The sequence below is a fragment of the Dyella marensis genome (genome assembly GCF_049532885.1).
Lineage (GTDB): Bacteria > Pseudomonadota > Gammaproteobacteria > Xanthomonadales > Rhodanobacteraceae > Dyella_D > Dyella_D marensis.
This window is the reverse complement of record NZ_CP064029.1, coordinates 578,186-593,092: the sequence shown is the minus strand read 5'-3', so window position 1 is coordinate 593,092 and position 14,907 is coordinate 578,186. Positions and strand designations below refer to the sequence as shown.

Here is a 14,907-nt window from a genome sequence, read left to right as displayed (position 1 = left end):
CCCATAAAAAAAGCCCGCCGAGTGGCGGGCTTTCGTCATCGCCTCGAAGGGCGGTTAGATACAGGTCTGCGCTTTTTCCCACAGACTATTCATGTTTCCCAGCGTGGTGCGCATTTCCACTCGGCTCCCGGTTCCCATTGGCGTCGCCGTAAATGTCGTCATCACCGCCTCGGCGCCGATGCCACCCGTCGGCATGACGACCACGCGTGTATCTCCGTCGGTGGTTACGTGCGTGGTCGAATTGAAGTCCATCCATTTCTTCGCGACGCACTCTGCAACCTGCTGCGGAGCAAGGGCAGAATCTGCCGCATGCGCCGGCGGCTTACTTTGAATGCCCGAATAGGTGGAGCATCCAGCCAACAGGCATACGCACATCCCAAGCAGTACGTGTCGCATAGTCGATCCTTCATTCCCCAGTTCGACCAATACGATATACCCCTTCGATCCGCCGCGCCCACTGCGGGGAATCCAGGCGCTCGATGCAGCTGGTGGCCCGCGGCGGCCAATGCAGGAACCGGTCGGCCGTGACCAAGATCCCGCAGTGCCACGGGCGGCCGGCGATGCGGAGTATGAGCAGGTCGCCGGCGGCGGGCGCCGAAACCGGCTCCCAGCCAGCGGCCAAGCCCGCCGCCACCGCGCCAGCGACCGCCGCCCTATCCTCGGCCGAGGGGTAGGCGTCGCCGTAGTCCGGCAGCAGCAGGCCGAACACCTCCGCCAGCACCAGCCGCACGCCGCCCCAGCAGTCCGCGCCGTCGCGCGTGCGGCCCTTGTCGGCGTACGGCAGGCCCACGTAGGGGCCGGCCCAGGCGGGGATCACGGCTGCGCCGCGCCGATCTTTCTGGCGACCCACTCAGCGTGGTAGGTGCCCGGCTTCATCGCGAGGTCTTTGCGCAGCTCGTCGGCATCGGCCAGGACGAACTTGGCGCCGGTCCCGTTGAGGCGATCCGCCAGTTCATCGATCTTTGCGTACAGATCGTTGGCACGTCCCGCGCGCTCATGCATGACGTTCTGATTAAGCACGCCGCCCCGCAATTCGATAAGTGAGGCCTGCAGCAGGTTCCGCAGTAGCTGAAGCTCATACCAGAAGCGCACCACATCGCCGGTGGTTTTGGGGTCAAGTAGACCGAGCTGCCCGCCGATCTTGTCCAGCACGATGCTGATGGGTGGCGCGCAGCGCGCAGCAACTGCCTCGACATCCGCGCTTGGATTCGGCTGATGGACGAACCAGTGGAGGTAGCCCAGGCGGTCCTTGAGCGCCAAGCTCATCGCGATCAATTCCGCAACGGCGGCGGCCAACACCGAATCCACGTTCTCACCACGCATACGGTCATCCCTTCGTCGATTCAGATGCGCGTTCAGCAAGGCGCCAAGCACCAGCGCCAGGAAGCCGATAGAGCTTCCAATGGCGTTGCCGAGCCACATCGATAGATGCCAGTCCATAGCCACTCCCCTGTCGGTGTGGCTGCATCCTGGCACGCGGTTAGTTCAGAGGAACAGCCCGGGGCTGTTCGTGGGCAGGTACTGCTGCCCGGGGCAGGCCTGGGAAAAGACGTCCTCTTCGTACGCCAGCGTGCCGGTGATCGTCTCGGTGGTGGCGGTGATGTCGGATAGCGAGAAGGCGAACGGGCCGGCCTCGATGGTGTTCGGCTGGCTCGCCAGCACTACGTCGAGCGTCACCGCCGGCATACCAGTGAGGTCGCGGATCGCCGAATTGATCGACAGGTCCGTATTGTCGAAGGTGATCGTGACCTGCGGCACCTGGTCCTCGCGCTGATCCGGCAGGTTCACCTGGAACGCAAATGGCAGGTAGCTGCCGTCCGTGCGGGAGACGGTTTGGCGCGCTTGAGGTCCGCTAGGAAGCGCTTCGCCGCCTGCTGGATCAACAGGCCGTGGTGCTCCCGCTTCTTGTCGGCAAGGACTTCGTTGGCATAGTCGATCGCTACGCCGACGTAGTCAGGAGATCGCGAGCAAGCTGCATTTCGTGCTCGATCGGCTCCGGATCGAACACCGCATTCCATCGAACGACATTGCCGGATCCGCTCCTGAGGCGCTGCGCCAGCTTCTCCAGCCAAGCCTCAAGCACCTTTTCGGCGACGACCGGATGGTAGTAACGGCCATCGTCGGCCAGCTGCCAGCCACGCAGGACATGCTCCTTCACGCTGGGCCAGTCTCGCGCCATCGACAGGTGCGCCAGCATCCGGTCATTGCCGGGAATCGAGCCAGCCGGCACTTGGTGCCAACTGGCCAGCCACAACGTCATCGCAGCGGCACGCTCATCCCCGCTGCCGAGCACCCACGTTTCCGAGGTCAGCAGGCGATGGACGTCCACCGGCATGAACGCGAAGTCGCGCAGGTCTACGGCAGCGGGAACGAGCGCTTTCATCAATTACCCCCGCGTTCTTTCCAGATGGCCTGGAGAGTGCCGATCACCTCCGGAAGATCACCCAGCGGGATGATCACGTCGTTGTGATCGACGCTGTCGAAGCCGTCGGAAATGGTGGCGGTGGCGATCCTCACGTCGCCGAACTCGGTAATCTCCACGGATACCTGTGGGCGATCCTGGATAACCAGGCGAAGATCTCGCTTGTCTACGTCGGACACTGTCGTCTCCTAGATGCCTAGTGAATGGCCGCACGCCAACCCGCTAGGCTCGGGCTGTCCGCCGGAGATCAGGCCGGCGTTAGGCAATGCGGTTTGAACCACGATTCTCCGCACGCATTTCTCATGCGGAGAGACGAAAAATTCCTAGGCGTTCAGATCGATCGCGGCCTGCGCCAGCAGCTCCAGGTGCTCCTTCGTTACCCAGGTCTTGGGCGCCAGCTGCCGGATCCAGAAGCCGACGCCAGCGGCGCGCTGCAGGTCGGCCACGGGCACGTCGTAGGTCTCGCGCTCGGTGCCGTCTTCGTAGCGGTCGAACAGCACCAGGAAATCGCCCTCGCGCTTGATGAGCGGAAAGGCGCGGCGGTGCTGCAGGTGGGCGATGAACTGGTCGGCGGCCTCGCGGGCCGAGTACTCGTGCGGGTCGCGAATCTGCGCATTCATGCGGCGGCTCCGATCCGGCGCTCGCCGGAGCTGGTGTGGACGCTGGACAGCAACGTGATGAGCATCTGCTGGCCGGCCGAGGCCGCCGCGTCGATGCCCTTCAATTCATTCGGGGTGATGCGGCCGTCGGCGATCGCATCGGCGATCGAGCGCGACAGGTCGCCGATCGCGGCGTTCAGCGCCAGCACGCCAGTGGTGATGTTCGGCGTTGCCTCGGTGTCGTCCAGCTTCGTCAGCGAGAAGCCGTGCCGCTGCGCCAGCGCGTGCAGGATCTGGAAGTCGCCCGTCACGCCCATGATTTCGTCCGCCTCTTCGAGCGCCAGGCGGTGCGTGGTGGTGTTCGGGTTGACCTTGTTGCGCAGCACCGCCGGCGATATGCCGATGCGCGGGCCCAGCGATTCACTGCCGCCCGGATAGCGCTGCACGGTCGCGTGCGCGGCGTCGATGATGTTCATGCGGCTTGCTCCAGGGAGGTGGCGGCGACCGGCCGCGCGGGCTGCACCGGTGGTGGTGCGAGCGGTTGCTTGACGGGCTGCGGCTTCGGAAGCGGCGCGGACGGTGCCGGTGCGCGCGGCGCCAACGGCACGACCTTCTGCGGCCCAGGCACCTGGGCAGGCACGGATGCGGTCACGGTTCGATACCTCGCGAAGACGAAAGGAGCGGCGCGGCGCTGCGATTGATTGCGAAGTCGCCGCCACCCAGCGCGGCGTCACGCGGGATGCGATGGCCGAACGGCGTGAGCCATCCCATGTGCTGCCACCAGCCCAGGCCGATCGAGCGGTAGATTGGTCGCATGCGCGGAAGCGGCCGCGCGACAGCAAGGCGCCCGTCCCTCTTGCGCAACAGCGGCAGGAGCAGCTCCGGGCCGTTTTCTCCCATGTACTTGCCGGCAAATGCACGGCGCAGCAGCTCCACCGCTTCATCGGTCAGGGGGATCGATGAGCTGATCCCCGTAGCTTCCGAAGCGCGCAGATACACGTTCACCGGCTTCGCACGCGAACGTAGAAGCGCCTTCGTGTGGCGGATAACTTCGCCGCACAAACACCGCACAGGGGAGAACACCATGGAAGACAGCAACGTCATTTCACTGCGCCTCGCTCGTAAGCGGCGAGGCGTCAGGCACAACAGGCGCGACCCGGGCGCGATATCCAATCACCCGGCCCTGGTCATTCCGTTCCCAATCAAGGTCGGGACGCAGGCTCTCGCACGAAACCGCTCCACCCGTCGCCGCCTCGATGGCAGCGGAAAGCGCCTCGCTCGGCCGGCGGCGGCCCGTGGCAACCTGGTACAGGTAGTGGGGGTTGCTGTTGAGGGCGGCGGCGAGGCGCTTCCGGACGGCGACGTCGGCGATATAGGTGGTGAGGTCCATGCCGCGGATGCTAGCTCTTTGCTATCTAGCAAATCAAGCATTTCGCTAGACGCGCTGCGTCTAGCAAAGGGATATCATTGCTGTATGAAGCCAATCAAAGACTTGCGCAGAGAGAACTTCGTCAAGCTCATGGCGGAGCAAGGCGGCCAATCGGCGGTAGCGGCGCGCATAAAGCGCGATCGCAACCAGGTCTACCAATGGACATTGGACCCATCCAACCCGGCCAGTCGCGGCATCGGCGACAAGCTCGCGCGAGTGATCGAGCAAGCGCTACAAGTTCCAATCGGTTGGTTGGACGCCGATCATCCGAGTAGCACCAACCCTCCTGCGCCAAAGCTCGAAGCAATTGGCGGGGAAGCCTCTCCTGCAGCCTTTCGGCGGGTGCCTATCACGGGAGCTGCGAGTTTAGATCTGGCTGGCTATTGGCATGACTTGGACCGCCCATCAGACGAAAACGGCGGCTATTTCGAGTTCCACACCAAGGATCCCAATGCCTACGCTTTGCAGGTCAACGGTACTGCTATGTCTCCGGCAATCCGCTCCGGCTGGTATGTGATCATTGAACCTGGCAAGCCGCCCAAAGGAGGCGAGTTCGTCCTCGTGAAGCTCAAGGACGGGCGCAGCACTTTGAAGGAATACCTGTGGTATCACGATGGTTGGTATACCTTGAGCGCGATCAGCACAAACCAAGATGATCGCCAAGTCCTGCGCGATACCGAGATAGAGTCCGTCCACCATGTGGCCGGCATTCTGCCCAGGAGCGGACGGATCATTTAGGCGCTAGACATCAAAAGCTAAGGCGCTAGCTTGTTTTTGGTTGTCTAGCTTTTAGCTATTGACATTGCGTCTAGCTAAGAGCTATCGTCTTCCCATCTGCAACAGCCCGACACGGAGGGCAACGCGATGGGACACCCGAATATGGCATGCGCCATCCCCCTGCACCGGTTCGCGGTCATCGACGCGGCGGTGCAGGCGGCCGGCGGCACCGATGAAAGCCTGGCCGAGAAGATCGGCGTCTCGCGTGGGCTGATCGGCCACTGGCGCTGCAGCCGCCGCGAGATCGACCCCACTTACTGCATCCAGATCGAGAGCATTTGCTCGGGCGCTGGTGCTGCTGACGTCACCTGCGAAGCGCTGCGTCCGGACCTGCATTGGGTTCGCGACAACGGCATCGTCGTGGGCTACATCACCCCGCTCGATGGCACCGAACCCGGCTACGCCGCGCAGTGCGTACGTAACGACGGGCGCACCTTCTCTAAGCTGCGCGCGATCCGACAGAATGAGTACCTGCGCAACATGCCGGGGGACGTCGATGAGGCGCCGCTGGTGCACCTGGCTGCCAAATTGTTCCCGACGCTGTCGCCGCAATATCAGGGCTACATCGCCGGCCAAGTCGATGAGTGGGGAAAAGAGGCTCTCAAAGAGATCGGCGCCATGTTCAAGGGCGTTGAGAAGTGGGACGACCATGCGCTGTACGAGCTGTTCGAAGCCGGTCGGAAGGCTAGCGACGACCGTATGTTCCATTACTGCTACGGGATGCTTTACGACTTCCATGACGATGCGCGGGACGCGCTTTTTAAGAAGTTCGGCTGCGCCGACCATCAGACGTTCCCGGTAACCCGTGACAAGGAACTGTGGGAGGAGGCGCAGCGCATCCGTCGGGAGCATCCGGAACAGATCGATCCCGAAAGGGCGCTGGTGGCCCTGCCGGCGCCGTCTGCTGCTGGCACGCTGGACATCTTCCAGCACCCGCTTCACATCGATCCGGCATATGTGCCGCCGGTGATACCCGGCTTGAACATCAGCTGGGTTCCTTCGCTCAAGTTTGACGCGCCCGATTCGCTGGAAACGCCATATGCGACGCTCGACGATGCGCTGAACGACATCGCGGGCTTCTTCACTTCGGCGCTGCGGGTGCTGACCTGCGAGGACATGGCGAAGCTGAGCCCGGCCGGTTGGTCGGCTGTCCATATGCTCTGCCTCGCCGAGGAGCTGCACAACGCTGTCCACACCACGCTCATTCAGCTGACGAAGCCGGGAGCGCAGGCATGAGCGCGGTGGCGCAGAAGCGCCTCAGCAACCCGCGCAAGGTGAAACCGCCCGCGGAGACCAACCGTGACCCCACCGCCCCGGAACCTTTCAAGTTCCGCTATGACCCTGACGCCAATATTCCCTTGCATGGATGCCCGTTCGTGGCGCGTCCCAGCGAAAGCGCCGTCAACGTCGGACTGAATTTTTGGGCAGTGCCCGCCACGACGGGTTACGAACCAGGCTGGCGAATCGGATCCATCATGGCCAGATTCTTCCTGCGCGCCATATCGCAAGACGGCGGTGCGTGCGTGTCGGGAAGCTACCTGTCTCACATCATCATTGACCTGATGGAGCGTCTAGACGGGGTCGATAGGCAAACCGAGGCGGGTATGGATGAGCACTATTCCCTGCGCGGCCAACTCTACGGCTTCCTTAAAACCATCGAGCACGCCGCCCGATGCGGAGCCCGCGATCACGCCAAGGAGTTCACGCAGTTCGATGTGGATAAGGCCCTTCGGCTCGCCAACGCGGGCCTGATCCTGGACGAAAAGGCGTACCAGGACAAGAGAGCCCGAATGCACCGGCTGAAAGAGCAGATGGCCGCAATGCCTGGCGCCGAGATCATGGCCGGCAATAGCCTCGAATTGCTGCTGGAGTAATGTTGGTGATCGTGTTCGAGAAAACCTCTATCCGTTATGGATTGTCGCAAGCCGTGATCTGATAGAAATCGCCGCGAACAACAAGGAGCTACGTTCAGAGCGTGCGAATTCCGCACAAATCTGGAACAAAGCAATGAGAACTAGAACTGATAGAGCCGCAGCCAATGTCGGCGACTTACCTAAAGATGGAAGGTCCAACCCTCGTCCTTGGTCGGCAGAGGAAGTAAGCCAGCTGCATGAGCTATGGCCGAATAATCCACTGTGGCTGGTAGCAAAAAAGATCGGCAGAAGTCAGACCAGTGTGCGGGGCAAAGTAACGCACTTGAAACTCAAAAAGGCACCGCGACGCATCGATATCAAAAATCCCCGTTGCAATCCATGGACTCTTGCTGATATCGAGAGGCTTAAGTGCTTGTATGCGACTCACACTGCGTCTCAAGTCGCCTCACTGATGGGGAAATCTGCATCGCGCATTAAGGCTGCAGTAGCAGCATACGGCTTGGCGAGAAGCCGATCATCAATGCCTAGAACACCCATAGGTGCAGAGCGAATAATGCACGGCTATAGGTATGTAAAGGTCACAGACACCGGCGCTAGGTCGCAAGATTGGAAGCGAGCCCATCACGTCTTATGGGAAGAAACCAATGGCCCCATACCCGTCGACTTTGTTCTCAAGTTCAAGGATGGCAATCGATCAAACTTGTCGATCGATAATCTTGTCCTGATGCCGCGATCCGATCACCTAAAGCAGAATCCATTCTATCAGTATCCAACTGAGCTTCGCAGTGCAATGAGCTTACTGAGACTGCTTAAGCGCAGAATGGAGACCACCAAATGAAGAACAAGATGCAGGATCTCCGCGACAACCTATTCATAATGATGGAAAACGTCATGGACGAGGATGTAAAGATCGATAAGGAGCGCTACACGCTAGGCGCCACCATCGCGCAAACTATCATTAACTCCGTGAAAGTCGAGGTCGATTTTCTCCGAGCCACCGACAGCGTTAGAGGTACCGGATTTATTCCATCCGATGCCAATCAGCTACCAACGAAAAGCAATACCACCCATACCCCACTCGAAATAGCTAGCGACCCACAACCCCGGAAATAACAAAGCGGGCTAGTTGCAGCTATTACATCAGAGGCGACTAGCCCTGCCTTGCATAAAGCCTGGAGACTCGAACCGCCATGACGCAGTCCAATTACCTTACGATCAAAGACGTCCTGCAGAAACTGAACATGAAGAGCGCCAGCACCATCTACCGCTGGATCGACAAGGGCAAGTTCCCGGCGCCGGTCAAGCTCGGGCTTAGCTCGCGCTGGGTGGAGTCCGAGGTGAACGCCTGGATGAAGGAGAAGGAGAACGACCGGCCCGGCGCGCAGGCGCCGCAGGATCCGGCGCGGGCTGCGGCGTGATCTCGGCCTCGATCGCATCGATGTAGTCGGCCCAGGCCTGCATCATCGACTTGCGTTCGTCCAGGTAGGCGGCGTGGTTGTACGCCGCCCCGCTCTTCCCCCGCTTCTCCTTGGCATGTGCAAGCTGCATATCGACGATCTCGTCCCGGTAGCCCATTTCGTGCAGGGCGGTCGACGCCGTCGCGCGGAAGTCGTGGCCAGTGAAGTACCCGGACGCGTAGCCCATATGCTCCAGCGCCCGGTTGACTGTCGTCGCCGACATCACGTCGCGCGGCCGGCGGTTGTTCGGGAACAGGTTGGCGTTCGCCCCGGTGATCGCCTGCAGTTCTTCCAGCAGCGCCACCGCCTGCCGCGGTAGAGGCACCATGTGCTTGCGCCGCTTCTTCATCCGCTCGGCCGGGATCGTCCACACCTTCGACGCCAGCGCCGGCCTGATCTCTGCCCATGGCGTGCGGCGCATTTCGTTGGTCCGAACGAACAGCAGCAGCATCAGGCGCAGCGCCAGCGCCGTGGTGCGGTTGCCGCCGTAGGTCGCCACGCGGCCCAGCAGATCCTTGATCGCCTCCCGGTCCTTGGCGTCGGCGTGCTGCACCGGCGGCCGGGTCACCGCGCGCCTGACCGAGTAGGTCGGGTCGCTCTCGGCCTTGAGGTTGTTGATCGCGTAGGTGTAGACCTGGGAGACGTTCTGGCGCAGCAGGATCGCCGCCGTTGGCGCGCCGCGGTTCTCCACCGCCTTGATGCAGCCGAGCCACTCGTGTGGAGTGATGGACGTGATAGGCCGGTTGCCGAGGGTCGGATACACGTCGCGCTCGAAGTAGGAGCGCACCTGGCCGGCGTAGTACGGCGACCAGCCCTTGCGCGTCTCGGTGGCCACCTTCGTGCCCATCCATTCCTCCGCCATCACGCGGAACGTGTCCTCGTTCTGCGCCAGGCGCTCCGCCTTGCCCTTCGCGCGCTCATGGGCAGGGTGTGTGCCGCCGGCGACCAGGCGCGCCGCGCGTGCGTGTTCCTCGCGGGCCTGGGCCAGGTTGATCTCGGGATAGAACCCCAGCGCGTACATGTTCTCCTTGCCGGCGAGGCGGTAGCGGTAGCGCCATGCCTTCTTGCCGTTGACCTGCACCAGCAGGTGGAGGCCATGGCCATCGGAGAGCTTGTAGGGCTTTTCCGCCGGCTTGGCCTGGCGGATTTTCACGTCGGTGAGGGGCATGCGGGTATAAACGCGCGGGCTGGATTCGTACCCGCAGTTATACCCGCTTTTTTCGGCGCTGGTCATCCATGGGATGCAACGGGAGGCAACACCGAATGCCTGGGAAACCGCACCACTACGCGGTTTCGCGTGTCAGGATGCAACAGGAAAAGTCTCGCAGCACTGCCAATGATAGTTGTCGATCATCAGCAACATGAGCGCTGCAACCCTATGAATTTAACCGTGTTACGGGCCATGGCCCGGACTTCGCGCCCGCCTGGGCGGGCCGTGGGGAGCGCACAGGATAGCGCGCCTGCCGGGGCATGACGGAACGGATCGGCATGTAGTCCCCGCCATGGCGCTTGGACGTCCATTTCGCCCCTTCGTGACCGCGGAAAGCATCTAACACCCGTCGTCTGTCCCGAATGCAGTGCCCCGGGCGCCATTTCAGCCTGCGCCTAAGAGACGCCTCTACACCCCCGCGCCAAGATGCAGCGGTGGTCCGCCGCATCCGCGGCAGTCGGAGCATCGACGATGAAAGCGCAGCGCAACCGCCCATCCGCAAAAAAGCATGGGCGCGGCCCGAAACAGATCACGCTGCTGCTGAGCGCGCTGGCGCTGATGCTGCTGAGCATCGTCAGCGGCGCCAGCAAGCCCGTGGCGGGAGCGATCCTGGTCGGCGTGGCCGCGGGCATCGCGCTGGCCATCCTGCTGCGCATGGCGCTGAACTTCGATCCGGAGGAATAGATCCGGCGCGAGCATCGGAATACGCCCAAATTGATTGCGGATTCAGACAGCCTTAAGTCTAAAATCCGCGGACGATGCGACCACGGGCGCCCCATGGCGGAACGACACAAGCTTGACTGGATCCAGGCGCTGCGCGGCGTCGCCGCCCTGCTGGTAGTGCTGACGCATGCGCGCCGCTATCTGCTGGAGACCGAATGGCGCCCGTTCGTGGAGCACTACATCATGCCCGCGGCGCAGGGCGTGGACCTGTTCTTCCTGGTCAGCGGCTTCATCATGGTCTACACCACGCGCGGCGCCGACGGCTCGCTGCGCTATGCCAGCGGCTTCCTGATCAAGCGCTTCGCCCGCGTGTGGCCCGTATATGCGGTGGCGGTGCTGCTGTGGATAGCCTTCCTGGCCGCGACGACGCAGCCGATCGCGCCGCTGGCGAACATTCTTAAGAGCCTGTGCTTCCTGCCGGTATCCACCCACCAGCCGCCCTATCTGGGCCTGCCGTATGCGATCGGCTGGACGCTCAACTACGAGTTCTATTTCTACGTGGTGTTCGGCCTGTCGATTCTGTTCGGCACGGCGCGCTGGATCGCCTTCATGGCCTGGCTGGCCCTGACCCTGGTGCTGGTCCCGTGGCTGGCGGCCGGCTACGTGTCGCTGCTGGCCAATAACGACTACCACTTCGGCAGCGCGCTGGCCGGGCAGCTCACCAGTCCCATGGTGTGGGAGTTCGCGGCAGGCGTGCTGATCGGCCTGCTGTACCGGTCGAAGCTGAGCCTGCCGCGCTCGAAGCTGACCGATGCCCTGATCGCCGCCTGCGTCCTGCTGATCGTCGCCACCGCCTGGCGCACCGCGCCGGTGTGGGTCCACGGCCCGATCCGCTGGGGCGCGCCGCTGATGCTGATGTTCGCGGTGATGGCGCTCACCTACAAGAACGCCGAGCCGCGCGTGCCGCGCGTCCTGGTCTGGCTGGGCGGCATCTCCTATTCGCTGTACCTGCTGCACTACATCGTGTTCTGCGCGATCACCCAGCTTTTCGTCCTGGCCGGACAGGAAAAGCTCACCGCGACCTGGCCCTACGCCATCCTGATCGTGCCGGTACCGCTGGCCGTGGCCGCGCTTTCCAAGCGCTACGTCGAGGACGGCCTGGCGGTGCGCGTGCGCGACCGCCTGCTGGCGCTGCATGCGCGCATCTTCGCCTCGTCCGCGCCGGCGGATGGCCGCGTAAGCCCCAGCTGATCGGCCTCGCGGCGATGGCCTCGCCGGCCGGATTCCCCTAGCCGCGCGGCGCCAGCATCGCCGCGCTAAGCCCTGCATCCTGCAGATGGCCCGGCAGCGTCCTGCCCAGCGCCAGGCTCGCGCAGGCTTCGCCCATCGCCGCGCTGGTCTGGATGCCGTAGCCGCCTTGCGCCGCCACCCAGAAGAACCCCGGCGCATCCGTGGCGAAGCCGCCCACCAGGTCGCCGTCGGCAACGAAGGAACGCAATCCCGCCCAGGTACGCACCGGCCGGCGGATGCTCAGCGTGGTGGCTTCCTCGATGCGGTAGATGCCCAGGGCCACGTCGAGTTCTTCGGGTTGCACATCGTGCGGCAGTACCGGGTCGGCGTTTGCGCAAGAACCCAGCAGCAATCCAGCGTCGGGTTTGAAGTAGAAGCTTTCGTCGGCATCGATCACGAACGGCCAGCGCGCGGTGGCCAGGCCATCCGGCGCTGCGAACAGGAAGGCCGAGCGGCGGCGCGGCTCGATGCCCAGCGGATGGACGCCGGCCAGGTTCGCCACCTGGTCGACCCAGGCGCCCGCCGCGTTGAGCACCAGCGGCGCGCGATACACCGTGTCGCCCGCATCCACATACCAATGCCCGGGGCCGCGTTCGATCGCGCCGATCTCCACGCCGGTGCGCAGCTGTCCGCCGCGTGCGCGCAGGCCGCGCAGAAAGCCCTGGTGCAGTTCGTTGACGTCGATGTCCGCGGCGCCGGGCTCGTGCAGGCCGATGCGTGCCGCTTCCGGGCGCAGCACCGGTACCATCGCCAGCAACTCGTCCGGCGACAGCAGTTTCAGATCGGAGGTATGCGACGACATCGCATCGTGCATCGCCACCACCGCATCGACCCTGTCCGCATCGCCGATGATCACGGTGCCGCGCGGCGTGAGGATGGGATGCGCCGCGAAACCTTCCGGCGGATGCTCGAGAAACGGCCGCGTCGCCCGCGTCAGCGCGCGCACCTGCGGCGAGCCGTAGGTTTCGGAGAACAGCGCCGCCGAGCGCCCGGTGGCATGCACGCCCGGATGCGTCTCGCGCTCCAGCACCACCACCCGCGCATGCGGCGCCAGGAAGTACGCCACCGAGGCGCCGGCCATGCCGGCGCCGATCACCACCGCATCGACCTCCACGATCCGGCTCATGCGCTCTCCACCGCGGCGGCATCCGCCGCCGATTGCTTCGCCACGACACTGGTGGCGGTGAGATCGGCCGTGACATTGCCCAGCGTGGCCAGCGCATCCGGCAGCGTGTCCACTGCCAGCATCAGGCCCAGCGGCCCCACCGGCACGCCCATCGCCTGCGCCACCGGCAGGTTGGTCGCCATAAAGCTCACCTGCCCCGGCAGGCCCACCGAACCCAGGCTGATCACCACCGCCAGCAGCGCGCCGAGCACCAGCTGCGCCGCGCCCAGTTCGATGCCGAAGGCCCAGGCGATAAAACAGGCCGAGGTGACGTACTGCACCGGACTGGTCAGGCGGAACAGGCTGACCGCCATCGGCAGCACCAGCGCATTGACGTGCTGCGGATAACCCAATCGCGTGCCGGCGCTTTCCAGCATGGCCGGCATCGAGGCCAGCGAGGACTGCGTGCTCAGCGCCATCACCTGCGGCGGCGCCAGCGCGGCGACGAAGCGGCGTATGCGCTCGCCACCCCACAGCACCGCCACCGGCAGCATCAGCAAGGTCACCGCCAGGTACAGCAGGCATTCGACCAGCACATAGATGCCCAGCGCACCGAGCATATGCAGCCCGGCCCGCGCGCATACGGCCAGGATCAGCGCGAACACGCCCGCCGGCGCCGCCCACAGCACCCAGCGCACCACCACGATCATGGTGTCGGCGATGGCCTGGAAGAAATTCACCACCAAGGTGCGGCGCGCCGCCTCGATCCGCGTCAGCGCAAAGCCGAAGAACAGCGCGAACACCACCGTCGGCAACATCGCGCTCTGCGCGGCGGCCATGATCGCGTTGCTCGGCACGATGCCGTTGAACCAGTCCGCCCAGCCCATCGGCGCCACCGTCGACGCCGGCCCCGCCACCGTCTTGCCCAGCGCCGCGGCCAACGCCGGGCTGCGCGGAAACAGCGCGAAGACCGAGGGCGCGGCGAACGCCGCCAGCAGCGCGCCACCGGCCAGGATCACGATGAACACCCCGATCGCGCGCCGCGCCACACGTCCGGAGGCGGCCGCATCGGTGGCGGTGTTCACGCCCACCACGATCAGCGCCAGCACCAGTGGCACCACCGTCATCTGCAAGGCGTTCAGCCATAGCCGGCCCAGCGGTTGCGCAACGTCGGCGACGCGCACCGCAAGCGCGGGACTCATCGCGTCCAGCGCCAGCCCCAGCGCCGCGCCGGCGGCGAGGCCGGCCAGTACCCGCGCGGTGGGACTCATGGCGCGGCGTCCGGCGCCGGCAGCGCCCAGTCGCGCTGCAGCTTGGTATAGGCCTGGCGCGGCAGCAGCGCGAACACCGGGTGTTCTTCCGGCTTCAGCCAGCCCAGCAGCTGGCGCATCGCCGCTTCGTCCATCGCGGTGCAGCCGGCGGTGCTGTCGGTGGGCGAGCGCCACAGGTGGGCGAAGATGCAGGAGCCGGCGCCGCGCTGCCCGTCCGGATTGTGCTCGATCACGAAGCCCAGCTTGTAGCGCTGGTCGCCGTGCGCGTGCAGGTCCAGCCGCATCGCCTCGGTCGAACCGGCCACCGCCTTGGCGTCTTCATGGTTGGCGTCGACGATGCGGTTATAGAGCGGCGAGCCGTCCACGTCGACGCAGTAGTCCGACACGGTCAGGGCGCGGTACGCCAGCGCCGTATCCGCATGCCCGGCATAGCCGAAGGCCTCGCCGATACGGAACACGCCCGCGGCACTGCGGCCGTCGCCTTCATGCTTTACCGGGCCATCCGTGCGCGGCGCATGCAGGCCCACGCCCCAGGCGGCGCCGGAGCGGCCGATGGTGACCGGCACCGCATCCGCCACCGGCTGCCACGCATCGCCATGGCGCTCGTACGCACGCATCCGGCCGTGGTCGACATTCCAGTCGTCGGTAACGACCAGCACCAGCTGGCGCGCATCCTTCCATGCGAGGGCATCGGTGCGCGGCGGCGGCGAAGCAGCGCAACCGGCCAAGGCAAGCAGCGCCAGGCCAACGATCGAACGCAGTGTGGACAGACGGAAAGCGTGGATCATGCGGCCCCGGAATCGTCAGGCG

The 14,907-nt window shown here is 64.4% G+C and carries 22 protein-coding genes; 8 read left to right on the top strand and 14 right to left on the bottom strand.

All coding sequences use genetic code 11. The features are described 5' to 3' along the window. Positions 1 to 54 precede the first annotated feature (54 nt). The 10 genes from ISN75_RS02560 to ISN75_RS02515 all read right to left on the bottom strand — a co-directional run bounded on the left by ISN75_RS02560 (position 55) and on the right by ISN75_RS02515 (position 4,411). Positions 55 to 396 (bottom strand): hypothetical protein, encoded by a 342-nt coding sequence (locus ISN75_RS02560; protein WP_343819508.1) that lies wholly within the window; start codon positions 394 to 396, stop codon positions 55 to 57. A 10-nt stretch (positions 397 to 406) separates the two neighbouring features. Beyond that, positions 407 to 817, bottom strand: a complete 411-nt coding sequence (locus tag ISN75_RS02555) for a C40 family peptidase (protein WP_343819509.1) — start codon at positions 815 to 817, stop codon at positions 407 to 409. After that, a complete protein-coding gene (locus ISN75_RS02550) occupies positions 814 to 1,440 on the bottom strand; it encodes a hypothetical protein (protein WP_343819510.1) in 627 nt (208 codons plus the stop codon). Before ISN75_RS02550 ends, ISN75_RS02555 begins: the two co-directional genes overlap by 4 nt. 45 nt (positions 1,441 to 1,485) lie before the next feature. Continuing rightward, positions 1,486 to 1,806 (bottom strand): DUF1833 family protein, encoded by a 321-nt coding sequence (locus tag ISN75_RS02545; RefSeq protein WP_343819584.1) that lies wholly within the window; start codon positions 1,804 to 1,806, stop codon positions 1,486 to 1,488. Positions 1,807 to 1,939: 133 nt separating this feature from the next. Further along, positions 1,940 to 2,383, bottom strand: coding sequence for a DUF1376 domain-containing protein (locus ISN75_RS02540; protein ID WP_343819511.1), 444 nt, complete (start codon positions 2,381 to 2,383; stop codon positions 1,940 to 1,942). Next, the gene (locus tag ISN75_RS02535) at positions 2,383 to 2,601 is read right to left on the bottom strand and encodes a hypothetical protein (protein WP_343819512.1); all 219 of its coding nucleotides are present in this window, start codon (positions 2,599 to 2,601) and stop codon (positions 2,383 to 2,385) included. Before ISN75_RS02535 ends, ISN75_RS02540 begins: the two co-directional genes overlap by 1 nt. Positions 2,602 to 2,745: 144 nt before the next feature. Continuing rightward, positions 2,746 to 3,042, bottom strand: coding sequence for a hypothetical protein (locus ISN75_RS02530; protein WP_343819514.1), 297 nt, complete (start codon positions 3,040 to 3,042; stop codon positions 2,746 to 2,748). Continuing rightward, positions 3,039 to 3,497: a phage regulatory CII family protein gene (locus ISN75_RS02525; RefSeq protein WP_343819515.1), complete on the bottom strand. Its 459-nt coding sequence runs from the start codon at positions 3,495 to 3,497 to the stop codon at positions 3,039 to 3,041. Before ISN75_RS02525 ends, ISN75_RS02530 begins: the two co-directional genes overlap by 4 nt. Before the next feature lie 172 nt (positions 3,498 to 3,669). Then, complete coding sequence (locus ISN75_RS02520) at positions 3,670 to 4,125, bottom strand: hypothetical protein (RefSeq protein ID WP_343819516.1); 456 nt, start codon at positions 4,123 to 4,125, stop codon at positions 3,670 to 3,672. A 1-nt stretch (position 4,126) separates the two neighbouring features. Next, the gene (locus tag ISN75_RS02515) at positions 4,127 to 4,411 is read right to left on the bottom strand and encodes a transcriptional regulator (protein ID WP_343819517.1); all 285 of its coding nucleotides are present in this window, start codon (positions 4,409 to 4,411) and stop codon (positions 4,127 to 4,129) included. 84 nt (positions 4,412 to 4,495) lie between these two features. Here ISN75_RS02515 and ISN75_RS02510 point away from each other — a divergent pair, with 84 nt between their 5' ends. The 6 genes from ISN75_RS02510 (at position 4,496) to ISN75_RS02485 (ending at position 8,519) form a co-directional block, all read left to right on the top strand. Continuing rightward, a complete protein-coding gene (locus ISN75_RS02510; RefSeq protein ID WP_343819519.1) occupies positions 4,496 to 5,188 on the top strand; it encodes a S24 family peptidase in 693 nt (230 codons plus the stop codon). Between the two features lie 126 nt (positions 5,189 to 5,314). Continuing rightward, positions 5,315 to 6,463: a transcriptional regulator gene (locus ISN75_RS02505; RefSeq protein ID WP_343819521.1), complete on the top strand. Its 1,149-nt coding sequence runs from the start codon at positions 5,315 to 5,317 to the stop codon at positions 6,461 to 6,463. Next, positions 6,460 to 7,101 carry a hypothetical protein gene (locus ISN75_RS02500; protein WP_343819523.1) on the top strand — a complete coding sequence of 214 codons (642 nt, stop codon included), beginning with the start codon at positions 6,460 to 6,462 and terminating at the stop codon, positions 7,099 to 7,101. Before ISN75_RS02505 ends, ISN75_RS02500 begins: the two co-directional genes overlap by 4 nt. A gap of 133 nt (positions 7,102 to 7,234) precedes the next feature. Continuing rightward, entirely contained in the window at positions 7,235 to 7,939 is a 705-nt protein-coding gene (locus tag ISN75_RS02495) for an HNH endonuclease signature motif containing protein (RefSeq protein ID WP_423385124.1), read from the top strand. Beyond that, on the top strand, positions 7,936 to 8,214 hold the full coding sequence (locus tag ISN75_RS02490) for a hypothetical protein (RefSeq protein ID WP_343819524.1): 279 nt from the start codon (positions 7,936 to 7,938) through the stop codon (positions 8,212 to 8,214). Before ISN75_RS02495 ends, ISN75_RS02490 begins: the two co-directional genes overlap by 4 nt. A gap of 77 nt (positions 8,215 to 8,291) precedes the next feature. Beyond that, entirely contained in the window at positions 8,292 to 8,519 is a 228-nt protein-coding gene (locus ISN75_RS02485; protein WP_423385123.1) for a helix-turn-helix transcriptional regulator, read from the top strand. Here ISN75_RS02485 and ISN75_RS02480 read toward each other — a convergent pair. Then, on the bottom strand, positions 8,413 to 9,792 hold the full coding sequence (locus tag ISN75_RS02480) for a tyrosine-type recombinase/integrase (protein WP_343819526.1): 1,380 nt from the start codon (positions 9,790 to 9,792) through the stop codon (positions 8,413 to 8,415). The two genes, ISN75_RS02485 and ISN75_RS02480, sit on opposite strands and share 107 nt — an antisense overlap. A gap of 447 nt (positions 9,793 to 10,239) precedes the next feature. Between ISN75_RS02480 and ISN75_RS02475 the strand changes: the two genes are divergently transcribed. Beyond that, complete coding sequence (locus ISN75_RS02475; protein ID WP_167252611.1) at positions 10,240 to 10,452, top strand: hypothetical protein; 213 nt, start codon at positions 10,240 to 10,242, stop codon at positions 10,450 to 10,452. A 93-nt stretch (positions 10,453 to 10,545) separates the two neighbouring features. Continuing rightward, positions 10,546 to 11,682, top strand: a complete 1,137-nt coding sequence (locus tag ISN75_RS02470; protein ID WP_343819527.1) for an acyltransferase — start codon at positions 10,546 to 10,548, stop codon at positions 11,680 to 11,682. Between the two features lie 37 nt (positions 11,683 to 11,719). On the opposite strand, the gene ISN75_RS02465 is transcribed toward ISN75_RS02470, so the two are convergent. Genes ISN75_RS02465 through ISN75_RS02455 form a run of 3 tightly spaced genes read right to left on the bottom strand, consistent with a single transcriptional unit; the run spans position 11,720 to position 14,885 of the window. Further along, the gene (locus ISN75_RS02465) at positions 11,720 to 12,847 is read right to left on the bottom strand and encodes an FAD-dependent oxidoreductase (RefSeq protein ID WP_343819528.1); all 1,128 of its coding nucleotides are present in this window, start codon (positions 12,845 to 12,847) and stop codon (positions 11,720 to 11,722) included. After that, positions 12,844 to 14,097, bottom strand: a complete 1,254-nt coding sequence (locus ISN75_RS02460; RefSeq protein ID WP_343819529.1) for a dicarboxylate/amino acid:cation symporter — start codon at positions 14,095 to 14,097, stop codon at positions 12,844 to 12,846. Before ISN75_RS02460 ends, ISN75_RS02465 begins: the two co-directional genes overlap by 4 nt. Beyond that, a complete protein-coding gene (locus ISN75_RS02455; RefSeq protein WP_343819531.1) occupies positions 14,094 to 14,885 on the bottom strand; it encodes a hypothetical protein in 792 nt (263 codons plus the stop codon). Before ISN75_RS02455 ends, ISN75_RS02460 begins: the two co-directional genes overlap by 4 nt. Positions 14,886 to 14,907: the final 22 nt, after the last annotated feature.